16 protein-coding genes and 1 riboswitch are annotated in these 18,105 nt (G+C 62.9%); of the genes, 10 read left to right on the plus strand and 6 right to left on the minus strand.

Annotated elements, in window-relative coordinates; all coding sequences use genetic code 11:
- Positions 1-124 precede the first annotated feature (124 nt).
- The 5 genes from GR138_RS02100 to GR138_RS02120 form a co-directional block, all read right to left on the minus strand.
- The gene (locus GR138_RS02100; RefSeq protein ID WP_160856950.1) at positions 125-1,270 is read right to left on the minus strand and encodes an iron-containing alcohol dehydrogenase; all 1,146 of its coding nucleotides are present in this window, start codon (positions 1,268-1,270) and stop codon (positions 125-127) included.
- 5 nt (positions 1,271-1,275) lie between these two features.
- Complete coding sequence (locus GR138_RS02105; protein WP_160856951.1) at positions 1,276-2,655, minus strand: aldehyde dehydrogenase family protein; 1,380 nt, start codon at positions 2,653-2,655, stop codon at positions 1,276-1,278.
- Between the two features lie 119 nt (positions 2,656-2,774).
- Positions 2,775-4,139, minus strand: coding sequence for a glutamine synthetase family protein (locus tag GR138_RS02110; RefSeq protein WP_202402501.1), 1,365 nt, complete (start codon positions 4,137-4,139; stop codon positions 2,775-2,777).
- Between the two features lie 100 nt (positions 4,140-4,239).
- Entirely contained in the window at positions 4,240-5,823 is a 1,584-nt protein-coding gene (locus GR138_RS02115; RefSeq protein ID WP_160856953.1) for an amino acid permease, read from the minus strand.
- Between the two features lie 119 nt (positions 5,824-5,942).
- Positions 5,943-6,698 carry an N-formylglutamate amidohydrolase gene (locus GR138_RS02120; RefSeq protein WP_160856954.1) on the minus strand — a complete coding sequence of 252 codons (756 nt, stop codon included), beginning with the start codon at positions 6,696-6,698 and terminating at the stop codon, positions 5,943-5,945.
- 189 nt (positions 6,699-6,887) lie between these two features.
- Between GR138_RS02120 and GR138_RS02125 the strand changes: the two genes are divergently transcribed.
- The 6 genes from GR138_RS02125 to GR138_RS02150 all read left to right on the plus strand — a co-directional run bounded on the left by GR138_RS02125 (position 6,888) and on the right by GR138_RS02150 (position 12,735).
- Positions 6,888-7,766, plus strand: coding sequence for a MurR/RpiR family transcriptional regulator (locus tag GR138_RS02125; RefSeq protein WP_160857401.1), 879 nt, complete (start codon positions 6,888-6,890; stop codon positions 7,764-7,766).
- Positions 7,767-7,869: 103 nt separating this feature from the next.
- Positions 7,870-8,973 (plus strand): ABC transporter substrate-binding protein, encoded by a 1,104-nt coding sequence (locus tag GR138_RS02130; protein WP_202402469.1) that lies wholly within the window; start codon positions 7,870-7,872, stop codon positions 8,971-8,973.
- Positions 8,974-9,150: 177 nt separating this feature from the next.
- On the plus strand, positions 9,151-10,041 hold the full coding sequence (locus GR138_RS02135) for an ABC transporter permease (protein ID WP_160856956.1): 891 nt from the start codon (positions 9,151-9,153) through the stop codon (positions 10,039-10,041).
- Entirely contained in the window at positions 10,038-10,820 is a 783-nt protein-coding gene (locus GR138_RS02140) for an ABC transporter permease (protein WP_160856957.1), read from the plus strand. The genes GR138_RS02135 and GR138_RS02140 overlap by 4 nt, the downstream gene beginning before the upstream one ends.
- Positions 10,821-10,829: 9 nt before the next feature.
- Positions 10,830-11,891 (plus strand): ABC transporter ATP-binding protein, encoded by a 1,062-nt coding sequence (locus GR138_RS02145; protein ID WP_160856958.1) that lies wholly within the window; start codon positions 10,830-10,832, stop codon positions 11,889-11,891.
- Between the two features lie 110 nt (positions 11,892-12,001).
- Positions 12,002-12,164, plus strand: a riboswitch (FMN riboswitch).
- A 94-nt stretch (positions 12,165-12,258) separates the two neighbouring features.
- A complete protein-coding gene (locus GR138_RS02150; RefSeq protein WP_160856959.1) occupies positions 12,259-12,735 on the plus strand; it encodes a 6,7-dimethyl-8-ribityllumazine synthase in 477 nt (158 codons plus the stop codon).
- A gap of 265 nt (positions 12,736-13,000) precedes the next feature.
- Here the strand turns inward: GR138_RS02150 and GR138_RS02155 are convergent, their stop codons facing one another.
- Positions 13,001-13,798 (minus strand): helix-turn-helix transcriptional regulator, encoded by a 798-nt coding sequence (locus GR138_RS02155; protein ID WP_160856960.1) that lies wholly within the window; start codon positions 13,796-13,798, stop codon positions 13,001-13,003.
- Between the two features lie 197 nt (positions 13,799-13,995).
- On the opposite strand from GR138_RS02155, the gene GR138_RS02160 reads away from it, so the two are divergent.
- From GR138_RS02160 to GR138_RS02175, 4 genes are all read left to right on the plus strand, one after another.
- Complete coding sequence (locus GR138_RS02160; protein ID WP_160856961.1) at positions 13,996-15,072, plus strand: polyamine ABC transporter ATP-binding protein; 1,077 nt, start codon at positions 13,996-13,998, stop codon at positions 15,070-15,072.
- 38 nt (positions 15,073-15,110) lie between these two features.
- Entirely contained in the window at positions 15,111-16,274 is a 1,164-nt protein-coding gene (locus tag GR138_RS02165) for a polyamine ABC transporter substrate-binding protein (RefSeq protein WP_160856962.1), read from the plus strand.
- A 136-nt stretch (positions 16,275-16,410) separates the two neighbouring features.
- Complete coding sequence (locus GR138_RS02170) at positions 16,411-17,277, plus strand: ABC transporter permease (RefSeq protein WP_160856963.1); 867 nt, start codon at positions 16,411-16,413, stop codon at positions 17,275-17,277.
- Entirely contained in the window at positions 17,277-18,101 is an 825-nt protein-coding gene (locus GR138_RS02175) for an ABC transporter permease (RefSeq protein WP_160856964.1), read from the plus strand. Before GR138_RS02170 ends, GR138_RS02175 begins: the two co-directional genes overlap by 1 nt.
- The last annotated feature ends 4 nt before the right edge of the window (positions 18,102-18,105 follow it).

Genomic DNA, 18,105 nt, shown 5'->3' on the forward strand with positions numbered 1-18,105 from the left:
CAGATCATGACGGTTGCATGACATTCTGATGACAATCATCATGCGGCGCAATTCGTAATAATTGTAATAAAAAATCGGGGTGGCGATCGGTTGATCGCCACCCCCGGTTTTAAAAGCGCTGTCCTCAGATGCACTCGGCGAACAGGCGCTTGGCCGCGTCGAGCGTCAGCTCCACCGGATTGCCGCCAGCCGTGGGGTCGACGATCGCCATTTCGGACATTTCATCGATCCGGTCCGTACCGACGCCGAGCGCCGACAGCTTGTCCGGCACGCCGAGCTCTTCGCGCAGGTGCAACACATAGTCGAAGAAGCCGTCGAAGCCGCCGGCAATCCCGAGATAGGCAGCTGCGCTGACGATCTTCGCCTCGATGGCCGGGCGGTTGAAGGTCAGGACCGGCGGCATCACGACGGCATTGGTCATGCCGTGATGCGTGTTGTAGATCGCGCCGACCGGGTGCGACAGCGAGTGGATGGCGCCAAGCCCCTTCTGGAAGGCGACGGCCCCCATGGCAGCGGCCGACATCATATGCGCGCGCGCCTCGATGTCCGTGCCGTCCTTGTAAGCGCGCGGCAAAAATTCCTTGACGAGGCGCATGCCCTCAAGGGCGATGCCCTGGCTCATCGGATGGTAGAACGGCGAGCAATAGGCTTCGAGGCAATGGGCAAATGCGTCCATGCCGGTGCCGGCCGTGATGACCTTCGGCATGCCGACCGTTAGTTCCGGGTCGCAAATCGTCACCGAAGGCAGGAACTTCGGATGGAAGATGACCTTCTTGGTGTGCGTCTCGGAGTTGGTGATGACCGAGGCGCGACCGACTTCCGAACCGGTGCCAGCCGTTGTCGGCACGGCGATGATCGGCGCGATGCCATCGGAATTGGCGCGGGTCCACCAGTCGCCGACGTCCTCGAAATCCCAGACCGGGCGGGTCTGCCCAGCCATGAAGGCGATCGCCTTGCCGAGATCGAGGCCCGAGCCGCCGCCGAAGGCGACGACGCCGTCATGGCCGCCATCCTTGAAGGCCTTGACGCCGGCCTCGAGGTTCTTGTCGTTCGGGTTGGGATCGACCTCCGCGAACATCGCACGGCCGAGGCCGGCTGCGGCGAGGATATCGAGCGCGCCCTGCGTGATCGGCATCGTCGAGAGGCCGCGGTCGGTGACGAGCAGCGGCTTCTTCATGCCGACCACCTTGCAGTGGTCGGCGAGTTCCTTGATGCGGCCCGCCCCGAACTTGATCGCGGTCGGGTAGCTCCAGTTGGCGGTGATAGTCATGCTCTTTAAGCTTTCCTGAAGTGATAGGATTTCGGTCGGGTGAGGTTGTGGAAACCGATGACGGAGAGCGAACCGCCACGGCCCGTTTCCTTCACGCCGGTCCAGCAGAGCGCCGGGTCGAGGTAGTCGGCGCGGTTCTGGAACACGGTGCCGGTTTCGAGATCACGGGCAATCGTCGCCGCGCGATCAGAATCCTTCGTCCAGAGCGAGACGGTGAGGCCGTATTTGCAGTCGTTCATCAGGGCGAGCGCTTCCGCGTCGTTCTTCACCTTCATGATGCCGACGGCCGGGCCAAAGGTCTCTTCCGTCATGAACTCCATCGAATGGTCGACATCGACGAGAACCTGCGGGGCGACATAGGCGCCGCCATCATCGGCCGGGAAGAGCTTGGGATCGATCAGCGCCCTGGCGCCCTTCGAAACCGCATCGGCGATCTGCGAGCGCACGGTCGCGGCAAAGCGCTTGTGCGCCATCGGGCCGAGTGTCGTTTCCGGATCGAGCGGATTGCCGAGCTTGTAGTTGGATATCCAGGCGACCGATTTCTCGACAAAGGCGTCGTAGAGCTTCTCGTTCACATAGACGCGCTCGATGCCGCAGCAGCATTGGCCCGAATTGTAGGTCGCGCCGTCCATCAGCGTGTCGACGGCGGCGTCGAGGTCCGCGTCCTCCATGACGTAGCCCGGGTCCTTGCCGCCGAGTTCCAGGCCGACCGGCGTGAAGGTGCCGGCAGCGGCGCGCTCGATCGAACGGCCGCCTTCGACGGAGCCGGTGAAGTTGACGAAATCGAACGCATTGCCGGCGATCAGCGCCGAGGTCGTATCATGGTCGAGGAAGACGTTCTGGAAGACGTCTTCCGGCACACCGGCTTCGGCAAAGGCGCGCACGAGGCGCTCGCCGACGAGCAGCGTCTGGGCCGCATGCTTGATGATGACGACATTGCCGGCCATCAGCGCCGGCGCGATCGTGTTGATCGCCGTCATGTAGGGATAATTCCACGGCGCGATAACGAAGACGACGCCGTGCGGCTCGCGCTCGATACGGCGCTCGAAGCGCTCGCTGTTCTCGATGACGATCGGCGCAAGCGACGAGCCGGCGATCTCGGCAACGTAGTTGGAGCGTTCGTTGAAGCCTTTGAACTCGCCGCCATAGCGGACCGGGCGGCCCATCTGCCAGGCGATTTCCGGCACGATCTCTTCGGCCATCTCGTTGACGCGGGCGACACCCTTCAGAACGAGCTGGATACGGTCTTCCAGCGGGCGTTTCGCCCAGGACTTCTGCGCCTTTTTGGCGCGAGCGACAGCCTCTTGCGCGGCGGCCAGCGGCATCGCCTCACGCTCAGCGTAAACCGAGCCGTCCACGGGGGATATGCATTTGATCACAGTCATGATCGATTTCCTGTTTCCGATATGAATTTTCGCGCCGGACAATAGCCGATCCGGCCACATGGCAAATATCCCTGGAGGCTTATTCGCCGGGGCCGGTTCAACCTTGACTGGCTTGAGCCTTACGCTCTCTCGAAGCCGCGCGCCACCTCCCAATCGGTGATGCGGCGGTCGTACTCTTCCTGCTCCCATTCGGCGGCGCGGACATAGTGGTCGATGACGTCATCACCGAAAGCTTCGCGCAACATCTTGGACTCGGTCAGTGCGGCCGTTGCGCCGCGCAGCGTCTTCGGGATCTCGCGGGCGTCCTTACCGCCATAGGCATCGCCGACGAAGGGTGCTTCAAGCTCCAGCTTCTCCTCGATGCCGGCAATGCCGGCCGCAAGCAGTGCAGCCATCGCGAGATAGGGATTGAGGTCGGAGCCGCCGACGCGGCACTCGATGCGGATGCCCTTGGTGCCCTCGCCGCACAGGCGGTAGCCGGCGGTGCGGTTGTCCTTGCTCCAGATCGCCTTGGTCGGCGCAAAGGTGCCAGCGACGAAGCGCTTGTAGGAATTGATATAGGGCGCGAGGAAGTAGGTGATCTCGCTTGCATGGGCGAGCAGGCCGGCGACATAGTTCCGCATCAGCTCCGACATGCCGTATTTGGCGTCCTTGTCGAAGAATTTTGCCTCCTTGCCGTCCAGGCTCCACAGCGACTGGTGGATATGCGAGGAGGAGCCGGCGGCGGTGTAGTTCCATTTGGCCAGGAAGGTCACGGACTTGCCGCGCTGCCAGGCGATTTCCTTGGTGGCATTCTTGATGATCGAATGCCGGTCGGCCATCGTCAACGCCTCGGCATAGCGCACGTTGATTTCCTCCTGGCCGGGCGAGGCCTCGCCCTTGGAGTTTTCCACCGGGATGCAGGCGCCCTGCAGGCCGTTGCGCAATGCGCGCATGACGTCCTCTTCCTTGGTGGTCTGGAAGATGTGGTAGTCCTCGTTGTAGCCCGAAGCGAGACGCAGGTCGCGGTAGCCGCTTTCGCGCGCATCGTCGAAGGACTGGTCGAAGAGGAAGAATTCAAGCTCGCTTGCCATGAAGGCCTTGAGGCCCAGGGCCTCCAGCCGCTTCACCTGCTTCTTCAGGATGGCGCGCGGCGAATGCGGCACTTCCGCATGTGTGTGATGATCGAGCACGTCGCAGAGCACCAGCGCCGTGCCTTCGAGCCAGGGCAGCTTGCGCAGCGTGGCGAGGTCCGGCTTCATCGTATAGTCGCCGTAGCCGGCGGCCCAGCTCGTCGACTTGTAGCCGGAGACGGTCTCCATCTCCATGTCGGTGGCGAGCAGGTAGTTGCAGCTATGCGTTTCCTCGTAGGCGCTTTCGACGAAATATTGCGCCTGGAAACGCTTGCCCATGAGGCGGCCCTGCATGTCGACGAGGCAGGCGAGAACGGTGTCGATGCGGCCCTCGGCAACATCCTTCTTCAGGTCATCGAATGTGTAGGTCATGCTCATGGTTCTTGGTCCCAGAAATGGTGCCCGGCAGTCGCCGCGCGTCGGTCGGAAATGAAAACGGGGGCCGCACGCGCGGCCCCCGCGCTGAAAATGATCAGACCTGGCCGACAGCCTTTTCGGCGGCGGCGATTTCGGCCTTGCGGCGGACGACTTCGTCGCCGATCGGCGGGCCCTTGAAGCGACGGCTTTCAAAGCCGAACCAGATGACCGCGGTCAGCACCAGGAAGCCCACGGTGATGTAGAGCGCCCAGTCGTTCGGCGGCTGGATGCCGAGGATGAAAATCAGCGCCATGGCGATGATCGACAGGATGGCAAACAGCTTGAAGACGCCTTCGCCGAGGTTCCACGGACCCATCTTGTCCCACTTCGAGGTGCCCCAGGCGAAGAGGCCGAGCGCGATCGGGATCGCGAACGAGAAGAACAGGAAGATGACCGTGCACGACACGACGACGGTGTAGACCGGCGTCTCGCCGATGGAGACCAGCGAGGAACCCCAGACGAACAGCACCGAGAGGATCGAGCCCGTCCAGATCGCCGAAACCGGCGTGCGGTAGCTCGGGCTGACCTTCGACAGGCCGCGCGAGAACGGCAGGCCGCCGTCACGCGAGAACGCGAAGATCATGCGCGATACCGAGGTAACCGTGGCAAGGCCGCAGAGCCACTGCGCGAGCAGGATGAGGAAGTAGAGGATGTCCTTGAGAGCGGGGTTCACCTGCGTGTCCATTGCCCAGAAGAAGACGTTCCAGCCCTGTGCGGCGGCTGCCGCCATGCCATCGGTCGTCGTGCCGTCGGCATTGGTGACCGAGGTCGGGATCAACAGCACGAAGGAGCACAGCATGATGTAGCCGAACAGCGCCGACCACAGGACGGAGGAGACCATGCCGCGCGGCACGGACGTCGCCGCCTTGACGGTTTCTTCCGACGTGTGCGCCGAGGCGTCATAGCCGGTGATCGTGTAGATCGGCAGAAGCAGGCCGAGCAGGAACACCCAAGTGCCGGAGTTTTCCGGCCATACATTGCCGCCGGCCTCGCCGGAGAAGTTCGAGAAGGTGAAGAGGCGGCCGATATCGTAGCTGTCGGCGGCTGCCAGGCAGACGATGGCAAGCAGGATCGACGTCGCGAAGATCAGATAGCCGGAGAAATCCGTGAGCTTCGCGGTGAGGCCGATGCCCATGTGGTTCACGAGTGCCTGTGCGCCGGTGATGATCGCCAGGAAGATAATCCGGGTCATCGTCGTGTCTTCCAGGCCGAAATACGGCGTGCCGAACGAACCCATGAAGAAGTAGTAGGTGCCGACATTGATGGCGCCGAGAACCGTGACGAGGCCGAGCAGGTTGAACCAGGCGGTCAGCCAGCCGGTGAAGCGGTTGCCGAGGATCGAGCCCCAGTGATAGAGGCCGCCGGCCGTCGGATAGGCCGAGCTGATCTGCGCCATCGCCACGGCGAAGACGAGCGAGATGAAGCAGCCGAGCGGCCAGCCGATACCGATCGCGGCGCCCCCCGCGCCGGATGTCGCCTGCGCCAGCGAATTGATGCCGCCGGACAGAATGCAAATGATCGAGAAGGATACGGCAAAGTTCGAGAACTGGCTCATGCGCCGTTCGAGTTCCTGCGCGTATCCCATGGAATGCAGGACCTGCATATCCTCATGTTTATCGTGATCGGAATAATCTGACATCTTTTTCCCCTGTATCGACTGGTCCCTGGCGGAATTGCCGAGGCCCGCCTGTGTCTGAGGCCCACGAAATGCGTGGGATATGCGCCGCGGCCATGCCGCTCCCCGGGTCTTGTTCTTGATTATGCGGCGGGAAGGCTCTCGATGAGCAATCCCGTCAGATAGTCGGCCACGACCCTCTGGTCGACTTCGTCTCGAATGAGGTCGTTGCGGACCTCGATCATCACGTTGAGCAGGCCGTTGGAAAGGCCGTGCTCCTTCAGCGTATGCGTCACGCCGTCCTCCGGTCCATAGGGCTCGTTGCGGCGGATATTGTAGAGGCCGCCAGTGCCTGCGGTCAGCATCGCATCGGCAAGCCGCGCATCGGCATCATGCAGAACACCGATCTCGACCGCCCGCTGCTTGCCGAAATAGACCGGCGTGAAACTGTGCATGGTCACGATCACCGGCGCCCTGCCCTCCGCCATCCGGTCCTTCACCAGGCGGGAGAGTTTTTCGCGGAACGGCAGGTAAAGCGCTTCGGTGCGGGCATTGCGCGCCGCCTGATCGAGGCCGGCATTGCCGGAAATCGCGAAAACCTCGCTCTTCTCCGGCATGGCGGCCGGCGATTCCGGCGGGCGGTTGCAATCATAGACGAGGCGGGAGAAACGCTGGAAAATCAGTGTCGCATCAAGGCTCTTCGCCATAAGGCGCGACACGGCGAGCGCACCCGGATCCCAGGCGATATGGCTCGCTAGCGCCTCTTCGGACAGGCCGAGCGTGCCGAGCGATTTGGGCAGAAGACGCGATGCGTGCTCGCAGACAAGAATGATCCGGCCCCGCGCAGACGCGTTTTCAAGGGCGACGGGGTCGCCCTCCTCTCCAGTCAGAATTCCCATAGCCTGATCCCCTCGACCGGCTTTTGTCATTACTGAAAAGAATTCTTCACAGTTCGGCCGCTGTCAACGGGGTGTTGAAAAAATCTCTTCAAAAAAACATTTGACTCGAATTGTGACAGCGCGTTTTATTTCCAAAACCCCGGCGAAGACCGGGTGCAGGGGAATAATTTGACTCTCAACCAAGCATCCATGACGGTGTCGGATGTGATCGCTGCCCATTTCGACACGCTGACGCGCGCCGAACGGCAGCTGGCCACGTCGTTGCTCGACAACTATCCCGTCTCCGGTCTCGGCAGTATCACCACTGTCGCGGAGAATGCCGGCGTATCCACGCCGACCGTCGCGCGCATGGTGCAGAAGCTCGGCTTTCGCGGCTTTCCGGATTTTCAGGCCCGCCTGCACCACGAGCTGGAAGCCACCCTGTCGAACCCGATCACCAAACACGACCGCTGGGCGGCCAAGGCGCCGGGCACGCATATCCTGAACCGCTTCGCCGACGCGATCATGACCAACCTGCGCCAGACGCTCTCGCAGGTGGAAACGGCCGAATTCGACAGCGCCGCCACGCTTTTGGCCGATCGCCAGCGCAGCATCTACATTATCGGCGGCCGCATCACGAAGGCGCTTGGCGACTATCTCTTCACCCATCTCCAGGTCATTCGCCCGAACGTCACGCAGATCGCCTCCAATCCCAGCTCCTGGCCGCATTACGTGCTGAACATGAAGGCCGGCGATGTGCTGGTGATCTTCGATATCCGCCGCTACGAGCAGGAAATGGAGACGCTTGGCCGGGCGGCGCGCGAGCGCGGCGTGGAAATCGTGCTCTTCACCGACCAATGGGCCTCGCCCGTCGCCAAGGCGGCCGCGAAGGTTTTCCGGGTCCATATCGAGGCGCCGTCGGCGTGGGATTCGTCCGTCGTGACCCTGTTCATCGTCGAGGCGCTGATCGAAGCGGTGCAGAGTTCGGGCTGGGAGGAAACCAGCGACCGAATGAAGACGCTGGAGGGTCTCTTCGAGGCCAGCCGGCTTTTCCGCAAGCCTCGCCCGGAGGCCCCCGGCAAATCCTGACAGACAAACGAAAAAACCGAAACAAAACTGTCACATAACCTTCATCTGCCACCAGTATCAGCTTCGCCGAAGTTGACTGACACACCAAAGGAGAACACCCGTGATGTCACAAACGAAACGTCTGCTTTCGCTCTCCACCGCCCTGGCCATCGCGCTTCCCTCGCTCGCCTTCGCCGAGCCGAGCGCCGAGCTCATCGAAGCTGCGAAAAAGGAAGGCATGCTGACGACGATCGCGCTGCCGCACGACTGGTGCGGCTACGGTGACGTCATCGCCTCCTTCAAGGCCAAGTACCCGGAAATCCAGGTCAACGAACTGAACCCGGACGCCGGCTCGGCCGACGAAATCGAAGCCATCAAGGCCAACAAGGACAACAAGGGCCCGCAGTCGCCCGACGTGATCGACGTCGGCCTCGCCTTCGGCCCGCAGGCCAAGGCAGAAGGCCTGCTGCAGCCCTACAAGGTCTCCACCTGGGACGAAATCCCGGACACCATCAAGGATGCCGAAGGCTTCTGGTACGGTGACTACTACGGCGTGATGTCGCTGCTGGTTAACAAGGACCTCGTTGCCAACACGCCGAAGGACTGGGCCGACCTCCTGAAGCCGGAATATGCCGGTCAGGTTGCCCTCGCCGGTGACCCGCGCGCGTCGAACCAGGCCATTCTCGGCGTTCTCGCCGCCGGCCTTGGCAAGGGTGCGAAGTCCGGCAAGGAAGCCGGTGAAGCTGGCCTCGCCTACTTCGCCGAGCTGAACAAGGCCGGCAACTTCGTTCCGGTCATCGGCAAGTCCGGCACGCTCGCTCAGGGTTCGACTCCGATCGTCGTCGCCTGGGACTACAACGCGCTCGGCTGGGCCAAGACCCTCAACGGCAACCCGCCGACGGAAGTCGTCGTTCCGGCGACCGGCATTCTCGCCGGCGTCTACGTTCAGGGTATCTCGGCCTATGCGCCGCACCCGAACGCTGCCAAGCTGTGGATGGAACACCTCTACTCCGACGAAGGTCAGCTCGGCTGGCTGAAGGGCTATTGCCATCCGGCGCGCTTCAACGCCATGGTCAAGGCCGGCAAGGTTCCGCAGGACCTGATCGACGCCCTGCCGCCGGCAGCATCCTATGAGAAGGCCTACTTCCCGACGCTCGAGGAAGTGGATGCCAACAAGGCTGCCGTCACCGGCGCATGGGATAGCGTCGTCGGCGCGAACGTGCAGTAAACGACATACTTCGTCGCCCCGGCCTACAAACCGGGGCGACGATTTCGATATGCGCCCTGCATATTCCTCAAAGCGGAACCGATTTGAGGAATATGCAGGTTTTTCAAAATACTGCAGCTCCACGGGCCGAAACGGCGCGCGGCGTTGTGGCGACGGCAACCCCATGAGGCTCTCTTGATGTCTTCAGACAGCTCAGCCGCGGCACCTCAAACGCGAGCGCCCTTCCGCCTCCCGCTGCATTGGCTGGGTGCGGCACCGTTCGCGATCTTCGTCCTGTTGTTCCTGATCATGCCGACGATGCGCATCGTCATCGGCGCCTTCCAGACACCCGACGGGAGCTTCACCCTGGATAATATCCGGGGTCTGTTCACCACTTCCATCCTTTCGGCCTACTGGATCTCGATCAAGATCAGCATCGCCTCGGCCCTGCTCGGCTGCCTGATCGGCTTTTCCGTCGCCGCCGCCGTCGTGCTCGGCGGCCTGCCGAAATGGATCCGCGGCCCGCTGCTCACGTTTTCGGGCGTCGCCTCCAACTTCGCCGGCGTGCCGCTCGCCTTCGCCTTCCTCGCGACGCTCGGTCCGGTCGGCCTGCTCACGGTCTTCCTGAAGACCCAGATCGGTATCGACCTGCGCGCGCTCGGCTTCAACATCCTCTCCTTCTGGGGCCTGACGGTCACCTACCTGTTCTTCCAGATCCCGCTGATGATCCTCATCATCACGCCGGCCCTCGACGGCCTGAAGCGCGAATGGCGCGAAGCGGCCCAGATCCTTGGCGCGACGAATGCGCAGTACTGGCGCATGGTCGCCTTCCCGATCCTGCTGCCGTCCTTCCTCGGCACGCTGGCGCTGCTCTTCGCCAATGCCTTCGGCGCCGTCGCGACGGCGATCGCGCTGACCGGCTCCTCGCTCAACATCGTGCCGATCCTGCTCTTCGCGCAGATCCGCGGCGACGTGCTCGGCAATCCGCATCTCGGCTACGCACTCGCCTTCGGCATGATCGTCGTGACCGGCATCGCCAACACGATCTACATCTGGCTTCGCGCCCGCAGCGAAAGGTGGCTGAAATGAAGAAGTTCTGGGCCTGGGGCGCCCTTATCTTCGGGCTGCTCTATTTCATCCTGCCGCTGCTCGGCATGACGAACTTTTCCCTGAAAATGCGCCGTGGCGTCTATTCGCTCGACGCCTACGCCGTCGTGCTCGGCGACCCGCGTTTCCAGGAAACCTTCACCTATTCGATCCTGATGGCGCTCGCCACCATCGTCTTCGGCGTACTGCTGGTGGTGCCCACGGCCTATTGGGTGCGCCTGAAGCTGCCGGGCCTGCGCCCCTATATCGAGTTCATCACGCTGCTGCCGCTCGTCATTCCGGCGATTGTTATCGTCTTCGGCTATATCCGGCTCTACAACACGTCGAGCTGGCTGCCGCTGACCGGCACGACGACGGGCACGAACATTCTCTTGATGTTCGGCTATGCGACGCTGGCGCTGCCCTACATGTACCGCTCGGTCGATACGGGCCTGCGCTCCATCGATATCGCCACGCTCACCGAAGCCGCCCAGAGCCTCGGCGCCGGCTGGACGACGATCCTTGCCAAGATCATCCTGCCGAACGTGCTGGTCGCGGTCCTTTCGGGCGCCTTCCTGACCTTCGCCATCGTCATTGGCGAGTTTACCATGGCCGCCCTGCTCAACCGTCCGGCATTCGGCCCGTACATGCAGCTGCTCGGCGCCAACCGTGCCTATGAACCGGCAGCGCTCGCCGTGATGTCCTTCGCCTTGACCTGGGGCTGCCTCGGCCTGATCCAGCTTGTTTCCCGTTTCCAGAAGGGCGCGCAAAGCGCCGCCTAAGGATCTTTCATGAGCTTTCTCACCCTCACCAGCATCCAGAAGTCCTTTGGCCCCGTGCAGGTCGTCAAGGACTTCAACATGTCGATCGAAAAGGGCGAGTTCGTCTCGTTCCTCGGGCCATCGGGCTGCGGCAAGACCACCGTGCTGCGCATGATCGCCGGATTCGAGACGCCCTCGGGCGGCGGCATCACCATCGACGGCAAGAGCCAGGTGAACCTGCGCCCCAACCAGCGCAACATCGGCATGGTCTTCCAGGCCTACGCGCTGTTCCCGAACATGAACGTTGCGGAAAACGTCGCCTTCGGCCTCAAGGTCGCCGGTCGCCCGAAAGCGGAAATCGACCAGCGCGTCAAGGAAATGCTCGGCCTCATCAAGCTCGACCATCTCGCCGACCGCTATCCCTACCAGATGTCCGGTGGCCAGCAGCAGCGCGTGGCGCTCGCCCGCGCGCTTGCCCCAAAGCCGCAAGTGTTGCTGCTCGACGAACCGCTGTCGGCGCTCGACGCCAAGATCCGCGTGTCGCTGCGCGAAGAAATCCGCATGATCCAGCAGCAGCTCGGCATCACCACGGTCTTCGTCACGCATGACCAGGAAGAGGCCCTGTCGATCTCGGACCGCATCGTCGTCATGAATGCCGGCAAGGCCGACCAGATCGGCAAGCCCGCCGATATCTACAACCGCCCGGCCACCCGGTTCGTCGCCAACTTCGTCGGCACGCTGAACCTTATCGAGGCGAAAGTCGTTGACCCGGCAACGAACCGCGTGTCGATCGGCGATCAGGGTGTCACGCTGCGCGAGCCGCTCGGCACCGTGAAGGCCGGCGACACGGTCTCGCTGGCGCTGCGCCCGGAGGCCGGCTCCACCGCCCCCGATGCCAAGGGCGACACGGCACTGACCGGCGAGGTCATCTCGTCCAACTTCCTCGGCTCGGTCATCCGCACCCGCATGAAGGTCGGCGATGCCGTCATCTCCTTCGACATGTTCAACAGCCCCGGCCTCGTACCACCGGCCGTTGGCGAGACGTCGACACTGCGTTTCACCGCAGGCGACCTCCTCATCATCCGCGACTGAGACGGCAGTTTCATTCCAGGCCTTGCAAAAGGCTTGGAAAATTCTGTCGTGAATCGTGCGTTTTCCGTCGTCTGCGGATTTGATCTCCGCGCGATGGCCGGTTAATCTCGCATCGTTCTCAGGGCGGGGTGAAACTCCCCACCGGCGGTATCGGCAAGCTTTTCCGAAAGGAGGCTTTCCGGAGCCCGCGAGCGCCTTCCGCGAATGGAAGGGTCAGCAGATCCGGTGCGATGCCGGAGCCGACGGTCATAGTCCGGATGGAAGAGAGCAAGCAGGAGGCACCCGCCGCACGGTGGGTCAGCGTGCCTCGTGCGTGTTCGCCCAAGGGGATCATTGAAAAATGGCTCAACCCTTGAAAGGCCTAGATATGAATGCGAATGCCACCCCCGCCTCCCGGATCGCCGTCATCCGTGCCCGCTGGCACGCCGGCATCGTCGACCAGGCGGTCAACTCCTTCGTCGCTGAATGGAAAGCGCTCGGCGGCCGCGCCGAGGATGTCGACGTGATCGACGTACCGGGCGCGCTTGAAATCCCGCTGCACGCCCAGCTTCTCGCCCGGACGGGCCGCTATTCGGCGATTCTCGGTGTTGCCCTCGTCGTCGACGGCGGCATCTACCGTCACGATTTCGTCGCCGGCACCGTGGTCGATGCCATCGTGCGCGTTGGCCTCGACACCAATGTGCCGGTGCTGTCGGCCGTGCTGACCCCGCACAATTTCCAGGAATCGGACGCCCACATCGCCTTCTTCCGCGAGCACTTCGTGCTCAAGGGCAAGGAAGCCGCCAACGCCGCCCGCCAGATCATCGACGCCCGCGCGCAGGTGGCGCTCGCAGCGGTCGCTTGAATCGACACCTCAACGACCGGACTCAATCCGACAGGATGAGATGGCAAACCGTTGAAAAGACTCAAGGGAGCCCGGCAGCAATGCCGGGCTCAATTCGTTTGTCTGCAAGGCCCCCTCATCCGCCTGCCGGCACCTTCTCCCCGCTGGGGAGAAGGGGAAAACGAGACGTTGCATCCATCCCTTCTCCCCCACGGGGAGAAGGTGCCGGCAGGCGGTTGAGGGGGTACCCACCATCACTACCGCCCGGCCGGCTCGCCAAGCTTGGCTAGGATTGCAGGTTCTTCAGATAAATCGACAACAGCTGGATCTGCGAGGAAATCCCGAGCTTGCGGTAGACGTTGCGGCGATGGACCTTCACCGTGCCGGTGGAGATGTCGAGCTTGAGCCCGATCGATTCCGACGAATGTCCCTGAAGCACGAGTTCGATGATCGAGGCCTCGCGATCCGTGAGATTGAGCCTGCGCCAGACGCGATCCGCCGCGCTCACCGGCTCGCTGCGGCGTCCCCGCCCCTGTCCCACCTCTGCAAAGCGCCCGGCAAGATCACCCCAGGCCCGGCGCACGAAGGCAGTGGCGAAGGGTTCCACATCCTTGAGCAGGCCGAATTCACCGGACGGGAAGACGCCCGTCTTCTCCCGCCGCATCAGCGAGACGACGACCGTCACGCCATCCGTGATCGGCACGAAGAAGCCGAGCTCTTCGGCAAGCCGGGTCTGGGAGTAGTAGGTGCGGTAATATTCGCTGGAGAAGAAGCGATCCGGCGCCAGTTCCCGCATGCGGAACACGCCGGCCCGGGCCGCACGCGCCGTATGGTAGAACGGATCGAGCAAATAGGGTCCGGCCTGGTAGAGCGTCACGAAGATATGGTGGTCATCCGCATCGAAGGTGCTGAACAGATCGATCGGCCGGGCTTTGTCGCGATAGGCGAAAATCACCATGTCGTCGAAGCGCACCAGCGCCCGCATCATTGCCAGCAGCGTTTCGCCCGTCTTCCGATCTGACGTCTCGGCGGCGCCGGTCCAATCGGCAAGCGTTTGGAAAAGTGCCTTGAAATCGACCTGCATGGCGTTCCTGCTCCCCAAGTCCGCGCGCGCAAAACCTCTTCTGCTGCCGCACGGGTATACTCCTCCCATAGCCAATTTATGGATAAAATACCTCTCTCGGGGTATATACCAACCCGCAGGCCGCTGACTAGCATTCGACCTGACGGTGGCCATAGCGGCAGAGATCGCTGAGAGACCAACAACCGCAGGGAACAGACGTGACATCCGCACCAACGAACGACATCGAGTTCCGTTCGGTGACCAAGCGCTATGGCGCGGTGACCGCGGTCTCCGACATCAACCTCGCCGTGCCGAAGGGTGCTTTCGTGGCCCTGCTCGGCCCGTCCGGCTGCGGCAAGACCACCTGCCTGCGGATGATCGGCGGCTTCGAGCAACCCAGCGAAGGCGAGGTATTGATTGCCGGCAACGTCGCCAACGGCGTGCCGGCCTATCGCCGCCCCGTCAACATGGTGTTCCAGCAATATGCGCTCTTCCCGCATTTCGATGTCACGCAGAATGTCGCCTATGGCCTGAAACAGCTTCGCCCGAAGCTGCCGGCGGCGGAAATCTCGCGCCGAGTCGGCGAAGCGCTGGAAATGGTGCGCCTGTCCGGCTTCGCCAAGCGCCGCATCCACGAAATGTCCGGTGGCCAGCAGCAGCGCGTGGCGCTTGCCCGCGCCCTCGTCAACAAACCCTCCGTTCTGCTGCTCGACGAACCGCTGGCCGCCCTCGACAAGAAGCTGCGCTCGGCGATGCAGATCGAGCTTCAAACCCTTCAACGCGACCTCGGCATCACCTTCGTGCTCGTCACCCACGACCAGGAAGAAGCGCTGTCGATGAGCGACCTCGTCTGCGTGATGAGCGCCGGCAGCATCCGCCAGCTCGCAACGCCGCAGGAAGTCTACGACCGCCCGGCCGATCTCTTCGTCGCCGATTTCGTCGGCAAGACGAACCGCCTCGACGGCGTGCTGGAAGCCGGCGGCGCCGTGCGCCTCCGCAACGGTTCGGCGCTCGCCTCCTCGCGCAGCGACCTTGCCCCCGGTGCAGTCACCGTCGCGCTTCGGCCCGAGGCGATTCGCCTCTCCCGCCGTTCCGACGCAGCGGCGTTCGAAGGCATCGTCACCCATCGCATCTTCCTCGGCTCGGCCGCAGAATATTCCGTCTCCATAGAAGGCCTCGGCGACCTGCTGGTCACCGCCGAACGCCACAGCCAATCAGAAAACGACCTCGTCGCGCCGGGCGAGCGGGTCGCAATAAGCTTCGATCCCGGCACAGCGCATATCTTTCCGGCCTGAGGGAAACAGGCCCGTCACAACAACAAGGGAACAGTGTGATGTCGAAATGGTTCAGAGAGAATGCCCCGATCAGCGCCCGTGACCTGACGGAAGAGTTCATGCGCCTGAAACGCGGCTCGGTCACGCGCCGCCACTTTCTCGGCGTCACGGGCCTCGGCCTTGCCGCAGCGGTTCTTGCCCGCCAGCCGGGCCTCTTCGCCTCCGAAGCCCATGCGGCCGAAGATCTCGGCTCCACCATGTCGCTCGCCACCTGGCCGAACTACCACGACCCCGCAACCTTTGAAGCCTTCACCGCTGCGACCGGTGTCGCCGTCGAGGTCAACGTGTTCGGCTCGAACGAGGAGATGCTGGCGAAACTCCAGGCCGGCGGCACCGGCTGGGATCTTTTCGTCCCGACCAACTACACGATTTCCACCTATGTGAGCCTCGGCCTGATCGACCCGATCGACCTCGCCAAGGTGCCGAACTTCGATCCGAAAACGCAGAACACCCGCTTTACCAACGAGGGCACCGTCGATGGCAAGGTTTTCGCCCTGCCGAAGAACTGGGGCACGACGGGCATCGCCTTCAACTCCGACAAGATGAAATCGAAGGTCACCAGCTGGAAGGACTTCTTCGAACTTGCGATGACCGAGGCCGACGGCCGCGCCATGGTGCATGACTACCAGCTTACCACCATCGGCAATGCGCTTGTCTCGCTCGGCTTCTCGTTCAACTCTGTGAAGGCGGAAGAGCTTGCCAAGGCGGAAGAGTTGCTGATCAAGGTCAAGCCGCATCTCTATGCCATCAACAGCGACTACCAGCCCTCCATGCGCGCCTCCGACGCCTGGATGACCATGTGCTGGACGAATGACGGTGCGCAGCTCAATCGCGACATTCCGGAAATCCAGTTCGTGCTGGGCAGCGACGGCGGCGAGATCTGGTCGGATTTCTATGCCGTTCCGAAGAGCGCTGCCAACAAGCCGGCCGGCTATGCGCTGCTCAACTTCCTGATGGATCCGCAGAACGCCGTGAAGGAGCACATCGCCAACGGCGCACCGACGACCGACAGCCGCGTGATGTCGCTGCTGCCGGCCGATATCACCGGCAACAAGATCGTCTATCCGGATGAGGCAGCCCTGACGCCACTGGAATTCGGCGCCGCCGTGACACTGACCGACCCGGCGCGTGCGGAGCTGATGGCCCGGTTCAAGTCGGCTTAGCGGGAAAGGCATCTCCGCAAATCGATCTCCCCCACAAGGGGGGAGATTGGTTGGAGCGCGCAGCACAGTTCCTTCTCCCTGCCTGCGGGGAGAAATGGCCAGCCGGCCGGATGAATACGCAACAGGACCTCACGCAATGCCCCTGACAATGACGACGAAGAGACGGCTGGTGACGACGGCGCTGCTGGCGCCGGCGTCCGTCTGGCTGTTCGTCTTCCTTGTCCTGCCCTTCATCGCCATGGTGGTCTTCTCCGTCGGCGAGCGCGGACCGGCGGGCGGCTATCAACCGGCGTTCACCCTCGCGCAATATGCCAACCTGCCGGCCCGTGCCGCCGCCTACTGGAACACGCTGATGCTGGCGCCGGTCGGCGCCTTTCTCTGCCTCATCGTCGCCTACCCGACCGCCTATTACCTCGCGGTCAAGGCGCCGCCGCGTTATCGCCTGCTGCTCGTCTCGCTGGTCGTCGTGCCGTTCTGGACGAGTCTGCTCGTACGCACCTATGCCTGGATGTACATTCTCGGCTCGCGCGGCATCCCGAACCTGCTCGATATGATCGGCATCGCGGATGTCCGCCTGCTCAACACATCGGGCGCCGTGCTGCTCGGCATCGTCTACGGCTACTTGCCGCTGATGATCATGCCGATCTATGTCAGTCTCGAAAAGCTCGATCGACGCCTGCTCGAGGCTTCCGCCGATCTCGGTGCCAAACCCGTCTCGACCTTCTTTTCCGTCACCCTGCCGCTGTCGCTGCCGGGTGTCATGACGGGCGTCGCACTCGTCACCATTCTACTGCTTGGCGAGTATCTGATCCCGCAGCTTCTGGGTGGCGGCAAGGTGTTCTTCATCGGCAATGCGCTGGTCGATCTCTTCCTGCAATCGCGCAACTGGCCGTTCGGCTCGGCGATTGCCGTGACACTCGTCGCCGTGGTCGTGGTGGTGTTGATGGTCGCCATGCGCATCGCCTGGCGCATTTCCGGCACACGACAGGTGGATCTCGTCTGATGCGCGCGCTGATCACCTACGTCTATCTGTTCCTCTATGCGCCGATCGCACTCGTCGTGCTGTTCTCCTTCAATGCGGGGCGCAATGCGAGCGAGTTCACCGGCTTCTCCGTTGAGTGGTACGGCAAGGCGCTCGCCAATCCGTTCCTCATCACCGCGCTGCAGAACAGCCTGATCATCGCCGTCACCAGCGCCACGCTCGCCGCCGTCTTCGGAACCATGGCAGCGCTTGGCCTCGAACGGTTGGGCAGCCGCGCCCGCGCCGTCTTCGACGGCCTGCTCGCCGCGGCGATCGTCGTGCCGGGCGTCGTGATCGGCATTGCCACGCTCGTCGCCCTCGTCGCCGTCTTCGGCGTGATCAATCCCGCCATCGCCAGCCTGTGGCCGGGCGAAAGGCCGCCGCAGTTCGGCCTCGGCTATGGCTCGATCATCGCCGCGCACGGCCTCTTCACCATGGCGCTCGTCACGATGATCGTGAAGGCGCGCATCGCGACACTCGGGCGCGACATCGTCGAGGCATCGGCCGATCTCTACGCCACGCCGCTCACCACCTTCCGCCAGATCGTGCTGCCGCAGATCCTGCCTTCGGTGCTTGCCGGCTTCCTGCTCGCCTTCACCTTCTCTTTCGACGACTTCATCGTGGCCTTCTTCGTCGCGGGCTCGAAGACGACGCTGCCGATCTACGTCTTCGCCTCGATTCGTCGCGGCGTGACGCCGGAGGTCAATGCCATCGCCACCATGGTGCTGGTCGCGTCGCTGCTGTTGATCGTGATCGCCCGCCTGCTGATGCGGGAAAAAACCAGAAAAACGACTGCCGGGGAGTGAGACC

Source organism: Shinella kummerowiae (genome assembly GCF_009827055.1).
Classification (GTDB): Bacteria; Pseudomonadota; Alphaproteobacteria; order Rhizobiales; family Rhizobiaceae; genus Shinella; species Shinella kummerowiae.